This is a genomic window from Salinivibrio proteolyticus (assembly GCF_027286365.1).
GTDB lineage: Bacteria > Pseudomonadota > Gammaproteobacteria > Enterobacterales > Vibrionaceae > Salinivibrio > Salinivibrio proteolyticus.
Genome location: NZ_CP114585.1, coordinates 516,235 through 538,960, shown reverse-complemented (window position 1 = coordinate 538,960; position 22,726 = coordinate 516,235). Strand labels below are relative to the sequence as shown.

The window sequence follows — 22,726 nt, the reverse complement described above, 5'->3', positions numbered from 1 at the left end:
CGTTCTCGCAGATATCATCAATACTTAAAGTGAGTTTTCCTAATAGGAGTTCACTATGAAAATAGCGATACGTTCTGTAGCCGGCCTCGCTACGACAGCCCTTGCGAGTACGCTATTATCTTCACCAGCACTCGCGTTAGATACATCCTCTTTAAAAGCCTGTGGGGATGGCGCTGGCTGGCCCCCCTATACCTTTGAAAAGGGCGGACAAGTTCAGGGTTATGATGTCGATGTATTAAATGCGATCTTTGCGAGTCGAGGCGTGGATGTCAGTGTAGAAATGCCCCCTTGGAAACGCTGTGTACTGCAAACGAAAGCCGGTAATTATGACATCGCCTTGAGTGCGTCGTTTAACGAAGAGCGCGATCGAGACTTCTTACTTACAGAATACTATTACACCTTACAACCCAGCTATATCTATTCAACGACTCAACATCCAAATGGTTTACAAGTCAATTCAGTCCAAGACTTGGATAACCTCCGTATGTGTGGGCTGTTGGGTTATAACTACACCGGTTTTGGTGTTGATGACAGTAAAGTAAGAAAGTCGGCAAAAAGCTTCGAGCAGTTAGTGCAAAAAACGGAAGCCGGGCGCTGTGACGTATTCTTGGCGCGTTACGAAATCTTAGCTGGGTTTAAAGTCGCCCAAGGGATTGACTATTTGGCGGATAACATGAAAGCGGTCGCTGTACCGGGCAATAGCGGGGACAAGTTTTATATGATGATCTCACGCGAACACCCTGAAGCCAATGAAATTAAAGCGACATTAGACGCTGGATTCAAAGAAATGCGTGAAGCCGGCCAACTGCAAGCAATGTTGGATGAGTACCTCAATTAATATATTTTATGGGATTACCAATCGTTATTGAGCGCTACGCTTATCCAAGATAAAAAAGAGGTGTGTGGATCTCTTTTTTTGATTTGTTCGATACTGTTCCGGCCGAGCGCGGAAATCGAGCCCTATGGCTGCTTCATTTCCCTTTAGTGGGTAGACATGGCTAATCACATCGTTAGGTGCAAGCCCAACGTTTCTGACATAACTGGCTTTGGTGAGGAGTTTACCGGCAACGTCATCCCAACTTGCCATGGCAAACTCGGGGTCAATCGCGACAACGGTCGCAAGGCTATCGGCGAGGTAAGTGTCTCTAAATATCGCCGCTTCAATACGGGAGCGAATGAGTGTGGCCTTTCGATTGATGTCTTCTTTCTCGTCTTTAATCACTTGTTCAATGATATAATTATGCGTGCTGACAACGGCTAGTCCAGCAAGTAGAGTAAAGCCTAATGTAAACACTAAAAACCATCGATTGAACTGTCGCTGAAAAAGCATCGCACACCCTACAAATAAAAAAGAAGGGGCTGGTGCACCCCTTCTTTTAGTGTATCCGATATTTTTACTTTCGATCACTTAATGCCATATTTTTCAACGATTTTATCGAATGTCCCGTTGGCTTTTATTGCTTCGAGTCCTTTGTTATAGGCATTAATAAATAGCGCACCGTCTGGATTCGCTTTACCGGAGGTGACGTGAAGCGGTTTCGATGACAGGGCCTTATTCGTAAACGCAAACGCATTTGCGTCCATACCTTCTTCTTTCATCACGGACAGCGCGACAACCCTGTCTTCAAGGGTGAGATCGATCCGATTAGCGAGTAATTTCTTCAAATTTGTGACTAAGTTATTCGCCTCTGGTTTATCAAAACTGTCTGAGGCAAGAAACGCATCGCCATACCCATAATCACGGATGATACCAATTGTTTTACCTTGTAGCCCACTAAGATCGGAAAATTGGAAGCTGTCACCGGCGCGCTTGATAAATGTCAGCTCATTGATGAGATAAGAATCGCTGTAGTGTAAAAAATCAGTGCGAGCTTCGGTGTACCAAGTGGCCGGCAGCAAATCGATGGTGCCTTTACTCACCGAATCGAGTGCGCGGGCCCAAGGCATAATTTTGAACTCAACGTCATAGCCTTGCGTTTTCATCGCTTCTGTTAATAGCTCAACCGAGATACCGGGCATGGAGGCATCGGTTGTCACAAACGGCGGCCAAGGGTCTTGGGCGGCGGTTAATGTGCGCGCCATTACCCCTGGTGCCATCAAAAGAAACAGTAAGCCAACTGTAAATATCTTTTTCATTGTCGCTCCTTGTGATGTACCAGATTGTTATGTTTTAAATTTACCCATCTGTCCTTTAATGTTTTCACTCAGCTCCAGCACTTTGTCTGTTCGAGCCGCGTTATCTTGCGCACCTTCGGTCACATAATTCGTGGCGTCTGACGCTTCGTTGATCGCTTGACTGACTTCATCAATGGCTTGACGTTGTTCGTCAGTTGCTTGCGAGATTTGTCCACTACGCTCGGAAATATCGGTGATAGTTTCGCGCACTTGGCTGACCGACTCTTGTGACTCAGAGACGCGACCCGCAGTGCTTTCTAGGATACTACCGATACGTTTGATCTCTTTCTCCACTGACTCAGTCGCTTCGCTCAATGATTTGATGTTGGATTGAATTTGCTCGGTCGATTCGCTGGTTTTAACCGAGAGACTACGCACTTCATCGGCAACCACCGCGAAACCGCGACCTTGCTCGCCGGCGCGCGCTGCCTCAATGGCGGCGTTGAGCGCGAGTAGGTTGGTTTGCTCGGAAATATCATTAATTACGTTCACCACATCGGAGATCTTCTCGCCTTCCTCTAGTAGCTTGTGCATTTCGGCGTTGACGTTTTCCATCTCAGAACGCATGTTGATGATCTCAGACGCAGAGCTTTCGATGGTGTGATACACCTGATTGACCAAATCGGTCGCTCCCTGCGCATGGGTTGCAGCGTCGTTCGCGGTATCTGCAACGGTTGCAATCGATTGATTCATCTCAGTCGCTGCTGCTGCAACCGTAGAAAGGCTTTGTTTTTGTTGCTCGAGGCGTTCGGCGTTTGTCCGTGCCATCTGTCCGCTTTGTGCTGCGACTTCAGCCAAATTGATTGAAGCCTGCGTCACTTCGTTGACGATTTCGCGCAACGAAGCTGTAAAGTGATTGATGTGCTCGGTGATCTTCGCGAATTCTTTATATTTGGGTTCCGGGATCACTTTAGAAAGATCGCCATCGCCACTCGCTAGCTCGCGGACGCGTTCGGTGAGATCGTTAAGTGGTTTTACCACGGTCGCGGTCAGGGCTAAGATCAAAAACACAATCATCACCGCATCAAGTACAAGCAGCTCGATAATATTGCGATACAGGGTATCGGCGAGGGCCGCTTCTAAGCGGTCAGTGTTATAAAATACCTGTACCGTACCGACTTTGTTAGTCTCCCCGTACTCGGTGAAAGACAGTTCACTCTCTTCTTTAGGCATGGCTTCATAGTAAGCCTGCTGATCGGCGCCAATATCGACGGGAGGACGCTTTTCTCCATCTTCTGAGAGAGGGCCGAGGCGTAAAAACAGGATGGCTTCGCCTTGGTTATCTAACACCCGAACGCCTTTGATGTCGGGGGCTTTTAACTCGGCGGAGATCGAGAGCTTGGCCGCTTCAAGGTCAAAATCCCAAATTGCTTTGGGCAAGCTCAGCTTCATACGATTGGTTGCGTTGTCCACTGTGGCGACAAGTGCGCTATGGAGTTCCTGCTTGGTGCTTTGGTAATCAATGTAACTTGATATCCCCAACACTACCGAAACAGCAATAACTACTTGCGTTACAAATATTGCTTTCAGACTTTTAAACATAGCGTTCATCTTCCATCTATTTCCACGCCCAGTGGTACAGCAGTGCTTTCCCACTTAACTTTGGTGCAGCGCCTCCTAGTTGCCTAGGTGGCTTTGCATAATCTGTTCGATATCAATTTTTTTCAGGCCTTCATTGACGATGTCACGCCATTTTCGTCCCTCTTCATTGTCGGCAAAGGCAATGTAGAGTTTTTTTGTCGACAAGAAGCTTCTTGTTCATCTGTAGCTTGTTTTTCACGGCACTCAGTGCAGGGTCATTTTCTTTGAGGTAAGCCAGCACGTTGGCATCGACGATCGCCAGCGGCAGGCGTTCGCGGCCGACTTTCTGTAAATTTGGGTGTCGTTCGTCACAGCAGACGATTTAAGCGTGCCATTGGCAATCCGCGCATCCAGCTCTGGCGTGTTCACATAGCCTCGCACCACGCCTATCGTGTGTGAAGCCAGATCATCCAATGAGGACCATTCAATCGGTTGATTGGTGTTTTCGACAAAACCGAGGGGGCCGGTTCCTATCGGATCGGAAAAGAGTAATTCGTCAGTTTCGTAGTAATATTCGGGGAAATATCCAGCATATTGGGCATCGTTTTTGACCAAGTATACGGTGCGAGACCAAGGATAAAACTCAACATTGAGCTCATGGCCCATTGCTTCAACTGCTGCCCTAACCACCGCGACTGATGCACCTTGTTCGGGTAGGCTTTTTCCGGAATAGGGCGGCCAATCAAGGGATGGCATGGTGAGTACGTCTGCACGTACGGTCGCAGAGGCCAGAATACAAACCGAGAATGCCATGGTGAACAAATGCTTGAGCATAGTTCCTCCGATTTTTTGAGTGCTTATATCAGCATAGACGACAAAAAAAACGCTGAGAAAAATGATCGATATTTAACGTTTTGGCTTGGCTGTTCTCCAAACAAAATTGACATTAAGGTTATGGTTTTGTTGGGTTTATGTGATGCTCTTATTAACAAAGAAAGATAGCGTTTGGTGTGCAAAAAACTAAGCACATCAAGGGTTGTCTATAAAGTTAGCGCTTTTTAGATAAATGATGGACAAAAAAGCGCCGCTTTGGAAAGCGGCGCTGAGGACGGCGAGCGATTAGTTGCGAACCAAGCTCACACCCGAGTAGTTTGAGTAGCCGCGCACCATGACATGGTAGGTTTCACCAGCTTGTGCGTTGACAGTGCATGATTCTTCATTGCCATATTCAAAAGGACGGCAGTCCCAATCGCTTGTGGTGGGGGCGCTACCGGCTTTTACATATAAGTCGGCATCGCCTGTTCCGCCACTCATGGTGACGTTTACCGAACGGTTGCTGTCAACAGTAAAAGTGAATAGCTCAGAAGAACCACGGCTACCACTCAAACCGGTTTTTGGCTCGTTAGGGCGTAACACCGAGTCTGTGTTGTCATCAGAGCAAGCAGAGGTGTTAACACCGACGGTATTAAAGGCTGAAACCACATCGGATTCGTTGTAGTTGAGATCTTTTGCGGCCTTAACGACACCACAACCACCTTCATCAAATGTACTATTGGCTGTCCAGTACAGTTGGTTGGCAACGGTGAAGACTTCAAAACCTTTGCGGACATCCCAATTTGGCTTGTTAGCAAGGAGGTAGAAGGCACGATTAAAGACACCGCTTGAATAGTGCACGTTCATGCCTGAGTAGTATTGATCGACATGGTCAATCGATTTGCCGTCGCGAGAAGGCTGTTCAAAGTAACGTAAACCGCCCGAACCTTTGAAGATATCCGCACCGACAATCCAGTCTACGTCGCCATGCATGTAGAACTCAGCCGCTTCACCGGCGATATCAGAGAATGCTTCGTTAATACCGCCCGACATGTTGCGGTATACCAGTCCAGAGTTTTGCTCCGTGAAACCGTGACTGACTTCGTGGGCGCTAACATTGATATCAACCAATGGATAAAACGTTGATTGACCATCACCGAACGTCATTGAGCTACCATTCCAGAAGGCATTTTCATAATCCTTGCTGTAGTGGACACGCATCGTCAACTGGAAGGTCAATGGCGCCGTGTTCATCCAATCTTTGTACATATTGAAAACGACATGACCAAAGTAATGCGCATCATTCAGCGGGGAGTATGCGCCGTTAGTGTATTTTGTATCGTTGTAGTTGGTGCCATCCGGACATGGGTATGTAAACGCGTCAGTGCCTGATGTGCCGTGGTTCAGGTTAACCGTTTTGACGTTGTCGGTTTCCATGGTACACACATCGCCCACTTTATCGACGGGGAAGTCATCATAATCAGTGCCATACAGATATTGGCCCGTCTTTTCATTACCCCCTGGACCGGTACCACCGGCGGTTGCATGATTGATCCCATCCCACTGGCTGATGATTTCACCGGTTTCCGCATCAACCATATAGAAAGGACGCTTAGGCTCTTCTGCGGCGACGAAGAAATCCACGATATACACGAGCTGTGCTTTTTGATTTTCATCGAGTTGAACGACCAGGTTGGTGTTCTCATTTTCAAAGGGAGCGGCAGTGAGAGTGGTCTGGCTCTGTGTGAAGTGTGCCTTCGCAGCCCCTAAGGCATCTTGGCTATTCAATGCAGGCGCGACTGTCATGATGTCTTCAGTAAGGCCTTGTGCCATAGTGCCGTAAACATTGCTGCGTTTTCCGGCTTTTTCAGTAGCAACCACATTGGTATCCAGTACAGGAACGCCTTGGTAGGTTTGCTGATAGCGTACTTTGACTTTTCCGTTAGGCAGCGTGACGCGTTTTACTTCTTTAAAACCTAGCGGGTTGGCTGACGAGCCCATTGGGGCGTATACACCGATTGGTTGGTCGAGAACCTGACTCAGAACGGTGTCATCGGTCACATTAATTAGCTCTGCGCTAAGTGCGGGTGTGCTTGCAAAAACCCCTGTGGTGACTAACCAAGTCAACTTGGATAATTTCATTTTTATTGCCCTATTTTTTGTTGAAAGATTCCTTTCTCCCCAACGGCTTAATAGGAAGACGAGCGCGCTGCTCGTCCATCAAACGTGGCTTATAGATAACAATATTTACAAGGCTTTTTGTTTTTTGCTTGTATGGATTTTGTTACAAAAAGGTGGGTTTTTATGATGTTTATGAGATAGAGGTCTCGTTTTATGTTTCTGATTTTAATCGATATTATTATCTATTAATAATTAAGTGACAAAAAAAGCGTACAGAATAAATGACTGTTTTGTTTTGAGAGGTTATCCGCAAGTTTTATGAATGTTTTTGTTATGTAAAATAAAGATAAAGGCCACAAATTAAGTGACCTTTATGTCAGTATTAAAAGCGGAACGAACACAGAGATTCATGCCGTTACGGGTTGGTAATACGACGCCATAGACACACTTTATTCCCGGTTTGCGTTTGAGTAAGCCACGTATAACGACAGTCGTTATCGTAGCTATAGCGGCCCGTTTGTATACGATAACTGCCTAATACCGCATCCTGCATGGAGACGAAACGACCATTTTTGAGTAACGAGAAATGTAAGTGAGGTCCGGTCGAGGAGCCTCCTTGGCACAACGCCACAGAACGCTGGCTGGCGTAGGTGCCGAGTTTTGTGTTTTTGCCCACCCACTGATTGTTGCGTACTTGAATGCCGTCCATGTGATAGTAGTTGGTTGCCCAACCATTATCGTTAGTGACCCGCACTTGGCAGCGTGATAGTACGGTGACATAACCATCGTGGGCGGCAGTCACACTGTAAGTTGTGCCTCCCCATTGCGGCCAATCATAAGAGACATCAATAGAAGAAAGCGGAAAACCGGATCCTGAATGGGCATGTGGGCCATTTGGGATCCAGGCGTAGCCTTGTCGCCACGGCCATTGCATAAACCCTGCAGGTGGTGCAACCAAGCTGCGTGATGAGAGGGTGTATTGACCAAGTGGCTTTTGATCACCAAACCACGCTTGGTAGCGTGTTTGCCATGTCTGCCAGTCACTCGGAGAATGGAGAGTGCTGACAAGAGTCTGTGTGGCATGTCCCAGCGTGGCATTAGAGGTCTGCGTGTTGGGCTGATAAAGCAAAGCGGACAACGTGGATGCGGTTTGCTCGATGGCCTGTAGCAACTTCAGTTCGCTGATCCGATCGAGGGTGATATCCTGCTCTAACTCCGGCGCATTGGTGATGAGGGTGGTGATCAATATACGTGGTTCAATCCCTGACGCTCCGCTCCAATGCATAATAGCTTCGCTCACCGGTTGCCAGTGTGGCAATTGCTCGGCGAGAAAATCATCAATGTTAAATGGGTGACGACGCGGTTGAAAGAGCAGATCGGTTTCGGTGACAAGCTGGTTTGGCACCCCAACGTCCTCTAAAACAGCAGCCGAACGCATGGGTGTATGGTTTGCGATCAAAGTATGTGCGTGCGCAGCGCTAGTGCTCACCATCAAGCAGGCGAGTACGAGACGAGATAAACGAAACATGACTAGCTCTCCTTTCATTTAATGAAAAGTAAGCTTGGCAAGAGGCGTCTATTTATCTAGTCATTTGGTTGATGTTGCGAGTGCGTAGAAAGCGTGCGTGTAATTGTTTGCACGTAGCACATGAAGGCTGTGATGCAGGCCGATAAATAGCCTGCATCACAGAAAAATAACTAGGGTGTCCGTTTGTGGTTGGGTGGTGAGTTTTTAGCCATCGGTGCGGTGTTTTGTGGCCAAAACAAACAAGCAGGATGTTGCTTAACTTGGTTAAATACAGCGGTGCGTACGGACTTGATGTCGAGCTCACAACTGCGTGAGCGAAGTGCCACAAATAAGGCCAATCCGAAGCTCACCCACAGGTTGATAAACCCAATCATCAGCACAAAGAATAGGCTAGAAAGAAAGGCCAACACACCGTGAAAATCGCTCACATGCGCGTAACCAATATTGGCGGAAGAGAAGGCGACATGGCGAATATCCAAGGGAACATCGATTAAGTAACCCACATAACTGGTCATGCCGAGCAAAAAGCCAAAGATAAGGTTGCCGCCCAAAGCGCCGTAATTATCGTGAATATAAAAGGCGACCTTCTCACGCCGTGACTCAGGCACAATGCGCATGAGTGGATGGGCGACAAGGCGATCTTTCAATTCAATGTAGTCAGCGCGATTATCTAGAATGCCCGTAATGATCCCAGATAGAAACAGCCACACACCAGCAATCGCGGCGTAGAGCCATGCCATGCCACTGAAAGGCATAATAGACTGTTTTTGATAGTCAATTTGCTCGGGTGACAACAACGCATCGCTGAAAAAATGCATAAACGCCCAACTGACCAGCACACTACAGCTAATGGCTGCGACAATATTGCCCCACACGGCGAACCACTGGGAGCGATTTACATCGATCAACAAGCGGGCGAGCTTTTTACTTCGGGTTCGCCCTTGCTTATTCTTCTCAACATGGGCAGCAAAATTCGCCGCTGTCATGGCCGGTTGCTTGGTCGCAATCGTAAAATGCAGCACATGCACCAGCATAAAGCCGACACCGTAATTTAAACTGACCAGAAAGGCGCTTTTAAACGGCGACAATTGCAGTGTATCAATGTAGATCTTTACCCACGCAAGCAGGGCTATAATCACGCCCGCGCCGCACGCGCCCTTCAGAATATTGATATAATCCTTTTTCGTTTTGGCAATATAGTGCTCACCATGATTGCTTTTGTTTTGCGTCACGCTTTGCGAGAAGGTGCGTGTGCTTTTGCGATAGATGGCACGCACGCTGTTGCGCTCCGTGACTGAGGTGAGCAATTGTTGCCACAAATTCAGGACACAGCGTGCCTTTTGATGTGGGTGACGAAAATCAAGGATTTGAAATAAGAGCACCATGCGGTTGAGGGTTTGATCTAAACGCTCAAGCATGTGTGACGCGTGTGTTGAGAAGCCAAATTGGCTGATCCCACGGGTGCGGATCCGTTTTACTTGAAGCTGGCACTGCTCAATCATTACCCAGAAATGCGCGGTATCCACCGAATCAATCTCGCCCTCTTTGATAGTCGCCACTAATTGACTGGTTTCGCGCTGCAGGGCAATAAACGGCGAGTCCACTTCGTTTAAACGGCGATCGATACGAAGTAACTCAGGATCGAGCTCTTCCGCCGCAATCCAAATCGCTAACATTTCCAGCGAATAACAAAGCTCACTTTTAATGTATTCGCCAGTGGTGCGAATGGCTTCAGGGGATGCACTTTTCACCAGCAAGCGGTAGAGCTTAAACCAGCACTTAGACGAAATCGCATTCACCCAAACCTTGTCTTCGCCACCAACGAAATAGCTTAATAAGTCGTTGATATCATTGCAGCGCTTGGGTGGCGGATTGATCTTGTTGTACAGGCGGCGAAAGATTTCCGTCACCAATCCATTTTTAGAAAATATGCCCAATTGGACAAAAGCCGGAGACAGCTTAATGGTTTTGGCTTCATTGCAAATACTGTTCGCAAACAACGATGCCTGAGAGGGGGAGTTGGCAAGGGCAAGGACAAGCTGCTCAAGGCGCAATTCTGCGAGTTCGGGCTCACCTTCACGAAGATAAGTAAAAAATACATTAAGACGCTCTGTGTCTGTTTCACACAGAGAAAAACCGTCTATCACTTTAAAAGCCGGTGTTATTGCAGGCATAGATTTTCTTATCAGTCGATAATAAACGCGCGCGTAGTCTACAAGAGCGAGAAAGCAGGGGGAAGCAAAAGCGCTCATTGGCAGTATGGCACATAAGCGTTGCTTCTATTATCCCCCTGTCGCTTCATGTCTTTTCGGGGAATACATCGTGGTGAGTTATAAACAGTGAAAACAAGGAAATCCCGCATGATCGTGCGTGCATATTCACACATGTCACGCAATGTGTGCCTATACTCATCACATTATTAGTCATGCGAGTCAAAAAAAGGAGACACGGATGAATAAGTATGGTGCAGAGTTTTTTGGAACATTTTGGTTAGTCTTGGGCGGGTGTGGCAGTGCAGTATTGGCGGCAGCGTTTCCAGAGGTGGGGATTGGATTACTCGGCGTATCGCTTGCCTTTGGTCTTACCGTCTTAACGATGGCGTTTGCCATTGGACATATTTCCGGTTGTCACCTTAATCCTGCGGTGTCCATTGGCCTATGGGCGGGAGGGCGTTTCCCCGCCAATCAACTGCTCCCTTACATTATTGCCCAAGTCTTAGGTGGCTTAGCGGCTGGTGGCGTGTTGTATCTGATTGCGAGTGGACAAGCCGGATTTGATGTCTCGAATGGATTTGCCGCGAATGGTTATGGTGCGCATTCACCGGGCCAGTACAGCTTAACCTCGGCGCTGATCTCGGAAGTGGTGATGACCATGATGTTTTTGGTGGTGATTCTCGGTGCCACCGACCAACGCGCCCCTCAAGGTTTTGCACCGATTGCCATTGGGCTGTGTTTGACGTTGATCCACCTTATTAGTATTCCCGTGACTAACACCTCGGTGAACCCGGCCCGTAGTACAGGTGTCGCGCTTTACGTGGGCGATTGGGCCACTGCACAATTGTGGTTATTCTGGATTGCCCCCATCGCTGGCGCGATATTAGGCGCCTTCGTATACCGCTTTATCGGTAACGAAAAAGAATCATGAGTTTGGTCCGACGCTCGACGGCGGGCCAAACGAGGCCTTACGACTGAAAAGATGTCGCCGACGAACCGGCGACATCTTATTCCTTTATGTGACAAGCATTTATTGGGAATCACGCACACTGGCAGGACGAGGTGGCCAGGCTTGCTTAGGCGGTGCAAAGGATGGCTGGCCTAATACCGGCGAAGAGAGAACGTATATCCCATGATTAGTGAATAGCCAAAATAAGTTACGGTCATATTCCACATAGACACTGTGTGACAAATTCCCCATCGCATAACTGGCAACGTCATCTTCCTTGAACGGGGGCACGAAGTACGCCGCAATCGCAGGTTGTTGTGGGTCACGAACATCGAACACCTGCAGGCCAGCGTTATAAAAATTATAGGGAAGAATACCTTGGCGACCGATACCGGGCTGGGTGTAAGCACCGGTACGTTTTGGCCCGAAGCTGCCGCGACGTTGACAAAAATCCGCAAAAGCAGCCTCTTTTGGCGGAATTGGACGTGGTAAAACGCCGACTTTTTTTGGTTGAGCGGGATCCGACACATCAATAATATGCACGTCTTTATAGGGTTCAAAACACTCCTCATTAAGCGGATAACCGCTAAAGTAGACGAGGCCTGTTTGTTCGACTTGTGATACATCGATATAGTCGCCCTCCGTCCCCGCGACACTGGGCTCAAACTCGAGGTGACTGACGACTTTCATCTGCGCTGGATTGGAAATATCCACCACATAGAAACCAAGCCCGCCCATCGCGGCATAGCCATATTTCCCGCCTTCTTCGACCGGTGTAGGAATGAATAGCGACATACGAGCGCCCATCCAAGAGGTACGATTCCCAGCCCGTGGGTTGCCGAGATATGCTTTTTGATGTGCGGGATCGCTAAGAACTTGTCCTGGCACTGCCAATTGATCCATAAATACTGGATTGGCCGGATCAGACATATCCCACGATTGATAACCCGCAGAATATAAATCATTGCCATATTCAGTTAATGCATAACTGGCATCGGGGGCGGCCGCAACAATCATGGTCTTTCCCCCAAACCAAGTGGGAATATCGCGCACGCCCGACCCTTGTTGTTCACCTACCTTAGCGTCTGGGTGGTTAATATCGGTGCTTCGCTCTGCGATTAATGTCCATTGGTCAGGAAGTGGGCCATGCATGTCATACACCTTAAATCCTTTTAAATGCTTGGCATGACGGATTTGTGCGACTTTTTCCGGCTGGGTAAATTTATCTTTCAACAGCCCGAAGCGACGGATCTCAAAGGCCTGCACCATCACATAATTCTGTCGAGCCTCGCTCCACTGTATGCTGGCCGCGCCAAACATATCACCAGTGGGATAGGGGTTCACTTCTTCCCCTTGAGGCCCATTTGGCCCCCATTGCTTACCGCGGGTATACAACAACTTCAGATCTTTTGGGTTTGTAATATCAAAGATCTTTAGATCGCGTCGCACATACTGATACAGATACCGCCTGCCATCAAAATCGACAATATTTTGCCACGTGTGGAAGGGCTCAACCGTGATGGGGTAATAGGCCTCGACCGTCATATTTTTGCTATACGTTTTGTCATCCCAATAATCGAGTAAACCGTCAAAAGGCTTGGGTGAGTAGGCATGGTAGGTCCGCTCAGGATGAATAAACTGACCCGTTTTTGGGTCCATGCCATAGCTAGTAGGATCCGGATCGCCGGGCTTGTGGTTTCCTGTTAACGCGACAACCTTTTTAAGCCAAGGATCATGAATGGTATCTTGAATGCCTTCAGCGCCTGTTGCCGATAGCGCGAAGGTGGTGGATAAAAGTGCGAAAAGGGATCGCCACCCCTGCTTGTATATGGCGTGATGTCGCATAACAACGTCTCCGTGTTGTGTGGGGAAATAGACCAATACCCGCCATATATTAAATTGGTTTCATAAAAATACTGCGATAAACCCCTGATCCTATTGTTTTTGTAGGCAAAGCCATTTCAGCCATGCCCCCGCACAAAACCTGCTGTCGCTAACATTTTGGACAATTAAGCACGAAAAAATCAGCATGGCTTTGATAAGCTAACCGGACAACGCTGACGGAAAAGGTGAGTTAGGTACCGAGAACTGATCAGCGGTAGCGTGGGAAATACGAGATAGATAACCAGCTTATCGGCGGAAGCACGCCATTTGAGTGCACGCTTTGTCGGCGCTTATTCACACTATCCCAGAATACGAAAACAGAAAGTAAGCATAATCAATAAATTAGGAAAGTACGCGTGGTGATAATGTGAACGTGTCACCAGAGATAGGCGGCATGCACACTTTCTCGGAAAATAGACAAAACCCACAAGCGATAAATGCTGTTTATAACAGTGATTTAGGTAATAAAAGCTGCGTATAACGATTTTGAGAAATCGAGCATGCGCACTAATACAATGTTAAATTTTCAATCGGGTTTAGTGATGAATATTGAGATCGTAGAAAAAGCAGATCACCTTAAGCTGATAGAAGTCTGGGAAGCGTCGGTCAGGGCAACGCATGATTTTCTGTCTGAAGATGATCTACAGGAGTTAAAGCCGTTAATTCTGGGGCAGTATTTTGAAGCAGTTGATTTAAGGTGCGCTAAAAACGGTAACGGTGAAATTCAGGGATTCTGTGGAGTACATGACGGTAATATTGAGATGTTGTTCATCTCACCTGATGCACGCGGAAAAGGCATTGGTGCCATGTTGGCGGTTCATGCTATCAAAGAGCAGGGAGCATCAAAGGTCGATGTAAACGAGCAGAATGAACAGGCGGTAGGTTTTTATCAGCATATTGGCTTTAAAGTGACTGGTCGGTCGCCAGTCGATGGTCAGGGTAAGCCTTATCCGCTGTTGCATATGGCGCTATAAAAATTTAACAAAGCCAGGCACGGCGACGTCTTTTCCGTTGCGGCTTCGCCTTCACTACAAAGCCGCGCATGCTGCGGGCGTTAGGTTTGTTGGTAAGTTCATGGAAATAATAAGATTTCAATCTCATCATTTAAATGCTGTAGAGAAGCTGTATCTAGAATCACGACTAGCGACTTTTACATGGTTGGATACAGTTGAATTTGACCTATCAGATTTTGAGCGGGATACAGAGGGTGAAAGTATTTGGGTGGCAATTGAATCAAACAAAGTCGTCGGTTTTGTCTCAATTTGGGCACCTGAAAACTTCATTCACCATCTGTTTGTTAGTCCTCGTAAGCTACGTGGCGGTGTGGGACTAAAACTGCTAGACCTCGCCAAACAACGGTATCCAAGCTTAAGCCTCAAGTGTCTTAGAACCTATCCCAAAAGGGATTTATTCCAAACAATGAGGCCACAAGCAAAATGCAACATGGCCTCGTAGTTTTCGATTTTCTTTTCCCAACGAACAAGCAATCTACGATAACGGTTTAGCCAGCTATGAGTTCGCTCCACAACCCAACGATGAGCCTTAAAATCATCCGATTGCTTCAAGCTCGCGGCCTCTTCAGCACGTGATTGAACATGGGGAATGTAGTTCAAAGCAACCAGTTCATCATGTAACCACTGGCCTGTATAACCTTTGTCTAGGTACAAAGGTACTTTCAGCGGCGGCCGATAACACTCTAGTGCATCTAATGTTTGAAGTACCAGCTTAATGTCGTGGACGTTTGCGCCATCGCTAACAACAGCCAGTGGCAATCCATTCGCATCCGTCAACAAACTGCGTTTTACGCCTTGTTTCGCACGGTCTGTTGGGTTCTTACCTGTTTTTTTGAGCCAGCTAAAGGTGCTTTAGTTTGGCACCCGTCCATTGATATGGAACTCCAATCAACCCCTTCGTAAATCAGGCCATTTTGCCAAAATCGCTCAAAGACTCCTGCATCTCGCCACTCTTGAAAACGACGATGTGCAGAGCTAGAGGAACAAATACCTGTCGCGTTAAGCGCATTCCACTGACAACCAGTTCTGAGAACAAAGAGGATGCCGTTCATAGCATCACGATTATCGACTCTCTTTCGATGTGTTCCTAGAGGATGGTTCGTCTTGTGGATTGGTAAAAGCGGCTCAATTTTTGCCCAAAGGGCGTCAGAGATTAGGTATTGTGTCGAATTCATTTACAGTATTTTCAATAGGTGTTGATTTACTCAGACAACACCTATTGAGATAGGTTCTTAGTCAAAATAGCAATGCCACTGAGTTCTATTTATCTCAGGGTTTTACAATTGCCGAAACGGCAGGCAATGGTGCGGAAAGCTATCATCTAATGAAGTGGAAATCACAAACCTAACAAACGAGTATGTCGTCAATCCTAAATTTTAGCGAGATTTTTATCCCACATCACGCCGTCTCTGAGCATCGAATTTAAGATCACTACCATCTTGCGCACACAGGCAATAATGGCGACTTTTTTCGGCTTTCCAGCGGCGACTAATCGGGTATACGTCGCTTTAAAAACAGGATTACATTGCATCGCAGACATCATCGCCATATATAACACGGTACGAACTTGAGCACGTCCACCTTGGATCACTCGTTTGCCTTTATATCGCCCACTTTCTTTTGTCACGGGTGCAACACCAATGAGTGATGCCGCTTGTTTGTTAGTTATATAGCCCAGCTCAGGGACGTTACTGATGATAGATGCTGCCGCAATGCTGCCAATGCCAGGCACGCTTTGTAAGAGCGTATTTTTAGTCTGATATTCAGGGCATGCTTCAATCAACTTCACGAGTTTTTGTTCGATGTTGGTGATTTGATTTTTCATCGCAGTGAGCATGGGTTTGATGGTTGAATGCAAGGTTTTGGGCAGTATCTGCAAGCGGTTCTTTTCCATCGTTTGCATAGATAGGAGCTGGTTTCTCCTGATGACTAAGTCACTCATTAGACGTATATTTTCCGCCTTGATAATGGTGATTTCAGGCTTAATGGCGTCGCCATAATGTGCAATTAACTCAGCATCTAAGCGGTCATTTTTCGCTCTGCGGCCAATGGCGCCGGCGAAGCGTTTAATGTGCACAGGGTTGGCGCGTACGATGGGTAAATTGGCTTCAATACACGCGAGCACAAAGGGCATTTCTAATCGGCCAGTGGCTTCAATGATGATGCGCTCAGGCTGATATGGCTTGATGATTTTCAATGCATCTTTAATGCCTTTATCAGTGTTTGGCACAGAGAAGAAGTGCGCAGTTGGTCTGACGTAGATGTCGAGTTGCGCTTTGCCGGTATCGACGCCGATGTAGATGTTTTGATTGGATGCAGTATTCATAATAAGCTAACTCTTGTTTGCGTAATACGGGTTCGAGACCCAGTCGAGTATTCGAGTTTGGTGCTTGGAGTTCTAAGGTGCGTTCATGTTTGTTATCGGTCTCTCGACAGAGGAGCCAGCGTTCAATCGAACTGCACATTAGAAAGCTTTAGTTGCAGCTAAAGCCTGGGTCTCACTTTACCCAAATACGGGTGAGATTATCCATACAAACAATTTAAGAGGGATTCTGGACGCTTGGCATTTTTGCTTCTACTTCAAATTTAGTGGTTACGGTACAATGCTTTAGGTTGGGTGGTAGCGTTGCTCACCCCTTAATTGGGCGTTAGTATTTTTAGGAAGTGTATGATTCATCCTTATAAAAGTGAATATAAAGCACGCTGTTTTGAAATTTTTAATGAGCTTGATGGCTGGTTTGGTAGTGAAGAAATTAATTCCGACTATGCAAACCAACTAAGTGAAGATGGAGCGTTCGTCGCAATCGTAGATGGTCAAGTTGAAGGCGTTATTTCAATTGATTGGCACTTCGAGTCCACAGCAGAAATTTATTCAATGGCAATAAGCTTAAAGAATCATCGTAAAGGCTTAGGAAAGAAACTGATGCTTTCTGCTGAAAATCTTGCCAAAGAGAAAGGCTTTGACTTCCTTCATGTCAAAACATTGGGTGATCAAGTGCCGCACCCAGGATATAAGAAAACTAGAGCATTTTACGAAAATTATGGTTTTAAGAGATTGTTCCAGACTAAAGACCTTTGGGATGGATTGCCGACTATGCTTTACGTAAAATCAATAGAATACTAACAATAATAGGCACGGCGACTCGTAAACTCGCGCGTGCTATAGGCGTTAAACCAAGTCTTGGCATGGAGGTCTGGATGGATAGTATAAAAAAGGCTTTTTCGTACATTGAATTTCTGCCAATTATTGTCTTTGGATTCTTGTACAAGGCAGATAAGCTACCAATTGAGCAGCAGTTCTATGCTGTTGGTTTGGCGAGCATGGTTTTGCTACTTTGTTTTTACTCCCTTTCGTTGCGCATGAGCTCTATTGCACTTGCGACAAATTTGCACCTTATATCAGGTGCTTTCGCCTATTTGGTTTACTGGGAATATCTAAATTGGGTCTATTACTACTTGCAGGAGTCTTCTCTCTTTGCTTGGATGTTTATCGTAGCGCTAGTTAGGACTATGTACTCGCAACAGACAGCATTGGATACCTTTCCGAGTGAAGGTGATTCAGTGAAGAAGTTATCTTTCCTATTTTCATTCTTCTGCCTATTGAGCATCCTGCTATCTGCCTACCTTAGGGGGGACTTTTTGTACTCAGTATTCATTCCGTTTTCCGCTTTAGCATACCTACAAGGACTATTGAAAAAGCTGGCGGTCAAGAGAGGTGTGATTGAGCAAATTTAAGCATAACAAGCGAATGAATCCGCGCGTCTATTCGTACGCATTTTTCAAAGAAACGCTGTGATTTAGGCATTTTAGTCAGTTTGGGCTAGTAAACGCCCGTTATTCGAACGTTATGTTTTGGAGGGGAAATGGTTAGGGAAGCGACAAAAGACGATTGCGTAAAGTTAGCAGCATTGTCCATTAAAGTCTGGCTAGACACATATGCTAGAGAAGGTATCAAAACTGAATACGCTGAATATGTCTTGTCTACTTTCACTGCAACCTACTTCTTAGGAATATTGGATACGACTAAATATCGTGTGTTTGTAAGTGAAGTGTAACCCTCCCCAAAAAACTGGTCATTAGCAACTAGAGTTTTTCCGTTTACACTGAAACAAACGGAGAACGCATGATGAAAAAATCACGCTACACAGAAACACAAATCGTAAAGATCTTGAAGGAAGTCGAAGCAGGCCGAAAGGTCAACGAAGTCTGTCGCGAATATGGCATCTCTGATGCGACATACTACAACTGGAAGTCCAAGTATGGTGGGATGGAAGCGTCAGATGTTAAACGGCTTAAAGAGCTTGAGGATGAGAATCGGAGGCTCAAGCAAATGTTTGCCGACCTAAGCCTTGAGCACCGTATCGTTAAAGATATTCTGGAAAAAAAGCTGTAGGGCCAGCGGTTAAGCGCGAGCTTGTCGATTATGCTCGCAAACACTATCAGGTCAGTTTGCGAATGGCCTGCCGCGTAGTTGGCATTAGCGACTCAGTCTATCGTTACCGACCAGATCCGCATCGGGATGATGAGGTTATCGCGACGTTGCAGGACGCAGCAGAGCGTTATCCTGCCTACGGTTTTGGCAAATTATTTAAAGTACTTAGGCGCTGGGGACACCGATGGAATCATAAACGAGTCCATCGAGTGTACTGTTCGCTCAAGCTTGTAGTGGTCAACTAAAATTGGCCACAGTTTTAGAGTTTTCCCAATACAGCCGTTCAGACTCATTGGGTGTCAGCCCACCGTTATACTGATGGGATCTGAGTTGGCTGTAATAGCCTGTGATGTAACGAGTTATATGCTCTCTTGCTTCGCTAAAATTCCGATAACCTGACACTGGCATCCATTCTGTCTTTAGACTTCTGAAGAACCGCTCCATCGGACTATTGTCCCAACAATTACCTCGCCTAGATAAGCTTTGCTTGATTTGATAACGCCACAACAGTTGCCGATAAGAACGACTAGTGTAACAGGGCAAGATCACGAACGAATTTTGAGCAAAGTAGATCAGTTTGACGATCACTTATCGCTGTGATCATATACTCCCTTTTTGACGGGAGTTCACGATGTCCATCGATGCTTTTTCTCAGTACTTTTCTGTTATCCAAGACACACGACAATCAGCCAAAATTTCGTACCCTTTGTTCGATATCTTATTCCTAACGGTGTGCGCCACCATTGCTGGCATGGAGGGATGGGAAGACATTGAAGACTTTGGCGAAGCACACCTTGATTGGCTGCAAGATAAAGGCCTGTTCCTTCAAGGCATTCCCGTTCATGACACGATTGCCAGAGTGGTTTCTTCCATCGAACCTGACCAGTTTCAGGACTGTTTTTTGAAATGGATGCAGGCCGTCAACGTGCACGCTAACGGCGCTCTGATTGCTATCGACGGGAAGGTGCTCCGTAGCTCCTATAACCGAGAAGATAGGCAATCCACTCTCCACATGGTCAGTGCCTTTGCGACAGCGAATGGTGTGGTAATGGGCCAGGTTAAGACTCAAGACAAGTCGAATGAAATCACAGCGATACCCGAACTCATCAACCTGTTGGACATCAAGGGATGCTTGGTTTCCATCGATGCTATGGGTTGCCAAACAGGTATCGCCAAGCAAGTTGTTGAGCAAGGTGGTGACTATTTACTCGCAGTCAAAGGCAATCAAAAAAGCTTGGAGAAAGCGGTTCAAAAAGCCCTGGCACCGTTAGTTAAAATAAGCCCAGAATGCGACATTGAGCACGGGCATGGACGCATCGAAGCACGCGAATATTACGTCATGCCAGCGCAGAAACTGGCGATAGATTTCCCCGACTGGCAAGCGCTTCAAACGGTCGGTGTTGCTATTAGCTATCGCATTGACTCAAAGGGAGAAGAATCACTGGAATACCGCTATTACATTAGTTCAGCGACACTGACACCGGAACGATTTGCCGAGGCAGTTCGTGGTCATTGGGAGATAGAAAACCGACTCCACTGGGTTCTCGATGTGACCATGAATGAGGATGCGTGCCAAATTTATCGTGGGCATGCGGCGGAGATTCTCGCTGGCGTGCGTCACATGGCTCTTAATATGCTTCGGTTAGAGAGCAGCAAAAAGGCAAGTATTAGACGCAAGCAGAAGATGGCATCGATGAATGTTGCTTATTTAGAGCAAATTGTACTGGCCGGAATCAAAGGGTTGACTGAAATTTGAGCATACGTAATCTCGCCCTGACTAGTGTAATGACTTCCTTGGTCGCTGTGGAACATCACGCCTTTGGGCTTACCTCGTGATTCAAACGCCATAGAGAGTGCCTTTCCTGTCAACTTGCTATCGGGTGATACTGACATCGCCCAACCAATCGGCTTTCTCGCGAACAGATCGATGACAACAGCAAGATACATCCAGCGCTGACCCGTCCAGACATACGTTACATCACCTACCCAGATTTGGTTGGGAGCGGGAACGGCAAATTGTCGAGACAGATGGTTTGGTATCTCTACGTGCTCTTGTGATGCCTTTCTATAACGGTGCTTCGGTGTTTGGCAGCTTACCAACCCTAATAATTTCATTATCTTAGAAGCTCGATAGCGTGTCAGTTTTACACCTTGGGCCGTCACCATGTCGGCAATGCTTCTCGCACCAGCAGAGCCGTTACTTGCCGTATGAACTTCTCTAATGAGACTCTTAAGTTTCACCAACTCTGGGGAAACAAGCTTAGAGCGACAACGCCAGTATTTGTAACTGCTGCGGTGGACACTGAACACATGGCACAAGGTCGTTACACTATAGCTCTGCCTGAGTTTCTCGATTATCGAGAGTTGTTCAGTGAGTCCGACATCAAGAGAGCTGTAGCCTTTTTTAATATTTCATTGTGCTCTTCAAGGCGTACAAGTTTCTTCTTCAGCTCTCGTATCTCAATTTGCTCTGGTGTCATTGGTGAGGCTTGAGGAGTCACTCCCTTTCTTTCTTGCTTAAGTTGCCTTACCCACTTATCCATTGTCGATTTACCCACACCCATGGCTTTTGCGGCTTCAACAACAGAGTAGTTTTGGTCGAGAACAAGTTGTGCTGCTTCGAGTTTGAATTCCGCACTGAAAGTGCGTCTGGTACGCTTGGTCATAGTTTCACCTGTCATGCTATGAGGTGCATCTTAACACCTCCAATCAGGTGGCCAAATTCACCGTACCACTACACTCGATGATCTGACCCCTTGGGAGTATTTAGCAAGGCATGAAAGTAGGAAAAACTCTAATTTAGAGTGCCACTAAAACAGGGAGGGTTACAAGTCGAATAGGGCGTCTAACCTTTGAGTTTGCAGGAGCTTCAATAGAAAATAACGTGTATCAGTCAGCCCACAAATAACACCTATGAGCCCTTAGCCGGTCAATAGGCAATAGTATTTTTTGGCTGCGCCAGCAGCCAATGCTCTCGAACAACAAAGTCGTCTACTTCGTTCTGTCATTTCCGCCATTAAGTCATCGCGGATTCAACTGCAATTTAGCTTAGCGTTAGTTCCCCAGAGCGAGCAATCAATCCGTAGGGAATTTTTGTTTCTGGTGCAGTACACGCATAACTTGGATGATATCGCCCTCGACCCAGTAAGAGACAATCATCGAAATCTCAGGAATAATGAGTAATCGTCCGCGGATGCCATCTCGTTGTACGCCCATTAAAGGTTGTTCAAGCAAGTTTTCTACTTTTGCTTCAATGAGGCTGTCAGTTTTTTCCGCCACCTCAGGGTTGAAGTCATAGAGAAACTCAAAGATCTTTTCACGATCGTTAAGTGACGCTTCTTCCCATAAAATCATTACTTGCCTCGATTACGGATTCTGGCTTTACGCTCTTCCATTCGAGATTGAGCAGCTTGGTGCTCAACGAAAACGGATTTTCCTGAGTCAAACTTCTCAAACGCTAGGTTTACTTGTTCAGTTAACCACGCATCGTGAGATAATGTTTTTCTTTGTTGTTCAGCGAGTTGCTCAGTAAGTTCACGGCAAGCATCACTCAGTGTGCGCCCTTGGCTCTCAGCCATTTGTTGTGCTAGGCGTTTTGTTTCTTCATCAACACGAAATTGAATTCTAGTGTCCATGATGTGTTCCTTTGCTGTTGTGTGTACAAATGTTAGCACTCGGACTTGAGATGGGCAACTAACACCTATGAGCCCTTCTCCGGTCAATAGGCAATTGCATTTTTTTGGCTGCGCAAGCAGCCAATGTTCTCAAACAACAAAGGTTCTGTTATTTCCGCCATTAAGTCATTGATTATGGCAAACACATAGAGAAGGTCTGTTACTGCGACTCACCGCTGCTTGCCGTGACAGGGCCATTAGACATTACCTCCCGTTTCCACTCAGGAGCGTGAGAACGAGTTATGGAAAATGATTTTTACGTGGTCATCCACCGCGTGAAGAGAAAAGTGGTACTTGGCGAGATCAACGCCACCAAAGAATTGAGTAGACATGGTTACCTCCGGTATTAAAGGCCGCACTTAAGTGTGGCAGATCGTCAAGAGGGGGAATCCATGTCATTCGT

The 22,726-nt window shown here is 46.7% G+C and carries 17 protein-coding genes and 6 pseudogenes; 8 read left to right on the top strand and 15 right to left on the bottom strand.

What is annotated here, in order from left to right; genetic code table 11:
* Positions 1-55: 55 nt before the first annotated feature.
* Complete coding sequence (locus tag N7E60_RS16400) at positions 56-838, top strand: substrate-binding periplasmic protein (protein ID WP_269598685.1); 783 nt, start codon at positions 56-58, stop codon at positions 836-838.
* A 24-nt stretch (positions 839-862) separates the two neighbouring features.
* On the opposite strand, the gene N7E60_RS16395 is transcribed toward N7E60_RS16400, so the two are convergent.
* The 7 genes and pseudogenes from N7E60_RS16395 to N7E60_RS16365 all read right to left on the bottom strand — a co-directional run bounded on the left by N7E60_RS16395 (position 863) and on the right by N7E60_RS16365 (position 10,332).
* Positions 863-1,330 (bottom strand): hypothetical protein, encoded by a 468-nt coding sequence (locus N7E60_RS16395; protein ID WP_269598684.1) that lies wholly within the window; start codon positions 1,328-1,330, stop codon positions 863-865.
* 74 nt (positions 1,331-1,404) lie between these two features.
* Positions 1,405-2,136 (bottom strand): transporter substrate-binding domain-containing protein, encoded by a 732-nt coding sequence (locus N7E60_RS16390; RefSeq protein ID WP_269598683.1) that lies wholly within the window; start codon positions 2,134-2,136, stop codon positions 1,405-1,407.
* Positions 2,137-2,163: 27 nt separating this feature from the next.
* Complete coding sequence (locus N7E60_RS16385; protein ID WP_269598682.1) at positions 2,164-3,717, bottom strand: methyl-accepting chemotaxis protein; 1,554 nt, start codon at positions 3,715-3,717, stop codon at positions 2,164-2,166.
* 75 nt (positions 3,718-3,792) lie between these two features.
* Positions 3,793-4,530 (bottom strand): annotated as a pseudogene (locus tag N7E60_RS16380) (substrate-binding periplasmic protein).
* A gap of 285 nt (positions 4,531-4,815) precedes the next feature.
* Complete coding sequence (locus N7E60_RS16375; protein WP_269598681.1) at positions 4,816-6,651, bottom strand: M4 family metallopeptidase; 1,836 nt, start codon at positions 6,649-6,651, stop codon at positions 4,816-4,818.
* Positions 6,652-7,045: 394 nt separating this feature from the next.
* The gene (locus N7E60_RS16370; protein WP_269598680.1) at positions 7,046-8,158 is read right to left on the bottom strand and encodes a M23 family metallopeptidase; all 1,113 of its coding nucleotides are present in this window, start codon (positions 8,156-8,158) and stop codon (positions 7,046-7,048) included.
* A 170-nt stretch (positions 8,159-8,328) separates the two neighbouring features.
* Entirely contained in the window at positions 8,329-10,332 is a 2,004-nt protein-coding gene (locus tag N7E60_RS16365; protein WP_269598679.1) for a hypothetical protein, read from the bottom strand.
* Positions 10,333-10,609: 277 nt separating this feature from the next.
* Here N7E60_RS16365 and aqpZ point away from each other — a divergent pair, with 277 nt between their 5' ends.
* A complete protein-coding gene (gene aqpZ, locus N7E60_RS16360; RefSeq protein WP_269598678.1) occupies positions 10,610-11,302 on the top strand; it encodes an aquaporin Z in 693 nt (230 codons plus the stop codon).
* Between the two features lie 99 nt (positions 11,303-11,401).
* Here the strand turns inward: aqpZ and N7E60_RS16355 are convergent, their stop codons facing one another.
* Positions 11,402-13,165: an LVIVD repeat-containing protein gene (locus tag N7E60_RS16355; RefSeq protein WP_269598677.1), complete on the bottom strand. Its 1,764-nt coding sequence runs from the start codon at positions 13,163-13,165 to the stop codon at positions 11,402-11,404.
* A gap of 581 nt (positions 13,166-13,746) precedes the next feature.
* On the opposite strand from N7E60_RS16355, the gene N7E60_RS16350 reads away from it, so the two are divergent.
* Both N7E60_RS16350 and N7E60_RS16345 read left to right on the top strand, forming a co-directional pair.
* Positions 13,747-14,178, top strand: coding sequence for an acetyltransferase (locus tag N7E60_RS16350; RefSeq protein WP_077676466.1), 432 nt, complete (start codon positions 13,747-13,749; stop codon positions 14,176-14,178).
* A 100-nt stretch (positions 14,179-14,278) separates the two neighbouring features.
* Positions 14,279-14,590, top strand: a pseudogene (locus tag N7E60_RS16345) (GNAT family N-acetyltransferase); the annotation flags it as partial.
* A gap of 5 nt (positions 14,591-14,595) precedes the next feature.
* Here the strand turns inward: N7E60_RS16345 and N7E60_RS16340 are convergent.
* Positions 14,596-15,392, bottom strand: a protein-coding gene (locus N7E60_RS16340) for an IS5 family transposase (protein WP_269597063.1) whose coding sequence is annotated in 2 segments (ribosomal slippage) — positions 14,596-15,051 and positions 15,054-15,392 — 795 coding nt in all. Because the reading frame shifts where the segments join, the coding sequence is not laid out codon by codon here.
* A gap of 194 nt (positions 15,393-15,586) precedes the next feature.
* A complete protein-coding gene (locus N7E60_RS16335; protein WP_269597982.1) occupies positions 15,587-16,543 on the bottom strand; it encodes an IS110 family RNA-guided transposase in 957 nt (318 codons plus the stop codon).
* A gap of 342 nt (positions 16,544-16,885) precedes the next feature.
* Here N7E60_RS16335 and N7E60_RS16330 point away from each other — a divergent pair, with 342 nt between their 5' ends.
* The 3 genes and pseudogenes from N7E60_RS16330 to N7E60_RS16320 form a co-directional block, all read left to right on the top strand.
* Positions 16,886-17,341, top strand: a complete 456-nt coding sequence (locus tag N7E60_RS16330) for a GNAT family N-acetyltransferase (RefSeq protein WP_077663549.1) — start codon at positions 16,886-16,888, stop codon at positions 17,339-17,341.
* 74 nt (positions 17,342-17,415) lie between these two features.
* Positions 17,416-17,952, top strand: coding sequence for a hypothetical protein (locus N7E60_RS16325; RefSeq protein ID WP_077641182.1), 537 nt, complete (start codon positions 17,416-17,418; stop codon positions 17,950-17,952).
* Positions 17,953-18,343: 391 nt separating this feature from the next.
* A pseudogene (locus N7E60_RS16320) lies at positions 18,344-18,879 on the top strand (transposase); the annotation flags it as partial.
* A 7-nt stretch (positions 18,880-18,886) separates the two neighbouring features.
* On the opposite strand, the pseudogene N7E60_RS16315 reads toward N7E60_RS16320, so the two are convergent.
* Positions 18,887-19,183: pseudogene (locus tag N7E60_RS16315) on the bottom strand (integrase core domain-containing protein); the annotation flags it as partial.
* 97 nt (positions 19,184-19,280) lie between these two features.
* Here N7E60_RS16315 and N7E60_RS16310 point away from each other — a divergent pair.
* Positions 19,281-20,405 (top strand): ISAs1 family transposase, encoded by a 1,125-nt coding sequence (locus N7E60_RS16310; RefSeq protein ID WP_269597162.1) that lies wholly within the window; start codon positions 19,281-19,283, stop codon positions 20,403-20,405.
* A 17-nt stretch (positions 20,406-20,422) separates the two neighbouring features.
* Here N7E60_RS16310 and N7E60_RS16305 read toward each other — a convergent pair.
* The 4 genes and pseudogenes from N7E60_RS16305 to N7E60_RS16290 form a co-directional block, all read right to left on the bottom strand.
* Positions 20,423-21,315, bottom strand: a pseudogene (locus tag N7E60_RS16305) (IS3 family transposase); the annotation flags it as partial.
* 409 nt (positions 21,316-21,724) lie between these two features.
* Entirely contained in the window at positions 21,725-22,003 is a 279-nt protein-coding gene (locus N7E60_RS16300; RefSeq protein WP_269598676.1) for a type II toxin-antitoxin system RelE/ParE family toxin, read from the bottom strand.
* Positions 22,003-22,284 carry a type II toxin-antitoxin system TacA family antitoxin gene (locus N7E60_RS16295; protein WP_069586513.1) on the bottom strand — a complete coding sequence of 94 codons (282 nt, stop codon included), beginning with the start codon at positions 22,282-22,284 and terminating at the stop codon, positions 22,003-22,005. Before N7E60_RS16295 ends, N7E60_RS16300 begins: the two co-directional genes overlap by 1 nt.
* Positions 22,285-22,547: 263 nt before the next feature.
* Positions 22,548-22,655: pseudogene (locus tag N7E60_RS16290) on the bottom strand (IS110 family transposase); the annotation flags it as partial.
* Between the last annotated feature and the right edge of the window lie 71 nt (positions 22,656-22,726).

Excerpts from the sequence above, each read along its gene's own strand:
- N7E60_RS16400 (WP_269598685.1), top strand. The coding sequence starts at position 56 with ATGAAAATAGCGATACGTTCTGTAGCCGGCCTCGCTACGACAGCCCTT.
- N7E60_RS16395 (WP_269598684.1), bottom strand. The coding sequence starts at position 1,330 with ATGCTTTTTCAGCGACAGTTCAATCGATGGTTTTTAGTGTTTACATTA.
- N7E60_RS16390 (WP_269598683.1), bottom strand. The coding sequence starts at position 2,136 with ATGAAAAAGATATTTACAGTTGGCTTACTGTTTCTTTTGATGGCACCA.
- N7E60_RS16385 (WP_269598682.1), bottom strand. The coding sequence starts at position 3,717 with ATGTTTAAAAGTCTGAAAGCAATATTTGTAACGCAAGTAGTTATTGCT.
- N7E60_RS16375 (WP_269598681.1), bottom strand. The coding sequence starts at position 6,651 with ATGAAATTATCCAAGTTGACTTGGTTAGTCACCACAGGGGTTTTTGCA.
- N7E60_RS16370 (WP_269598680.1), bottom strand. The coding sequence starts at position 8,158 with ATGTTTCGTTTATCTCGTCTCGTACTCGCCTGCTTGATGGTGAGCACT.
- N7E60_RS16365 (WP_269598679.1), bottom strand. The coding sequence starts at position 10,332 with ATGCCTGCAATAACACCGGCTTTTAAAGTGATAGACGGTTTTTCTCTG.
- aqpZ (WP_269598678.1), top strand. The coding sequence starts at position 10,610 with ATGAATAAGTATGGTGCAGAGTTTTTTGGAACATTTTGGTTAGTCTTG.
- N7E60_RS16355 (WP_269598677.1), bottom strand. The coding sequence starts at position 13,165 with ATGCGACATCACGCCATATACAAGCAGGGGTGGCGATCCCTTTTCGCA.
- N7E60_RS16350 (WP_077676466.1), top strand. The coding sequence starts at position 13,747 with ATGAATATTGAGATCGTAGAAAAAGCAGATCACCTTAAGCTGATAGAA.
- N7E60_RS16335 (WP_269597982.1), bottom strand. The coding sequence starts at position 16,543 with ATGAATACTGCATCCAATCAAAACATCTACATCGGCGTCGATACCGGC.
- N7E60_RS16330 (WP_077663549.1), top strand. The coding sequence starts at position 16,886 with ATGATTCATCCTTATAAAAGTGAATATAAAGCACGCTGTTTTGAAATT.
- N7E60_RS16325 (WP_077641182.1), top strand. The coding sequence starts at position 17,416 with ATGGATAGTATAAAAAAGGCTTTTTCGTACATTGAATTTCTGCCAATT.
- N7E60_RS16310 (WP_269597162.1), top strand. The coding sequence starts at position 19,281 with ATGTCCATCGATGCTTTTTCTCAGTACTTTTCTGTTATCCAAGACACA.
- N7E60_RS16300 (WP_269598676.1), bottom strand. The coding sequence starts at position 22,003 with ATGATTTTATGGGAAGAAGCGTCACTTAACGATCGTGAAAAGATCTTT.
- N7E60_RS16295 (WP_069586513.1), bottom strand. The coding sequence starts at position 22,284 with ATGGACACTAGAATTCAATTTCGTGTTGATGAAGAAACAAAACGCCTA.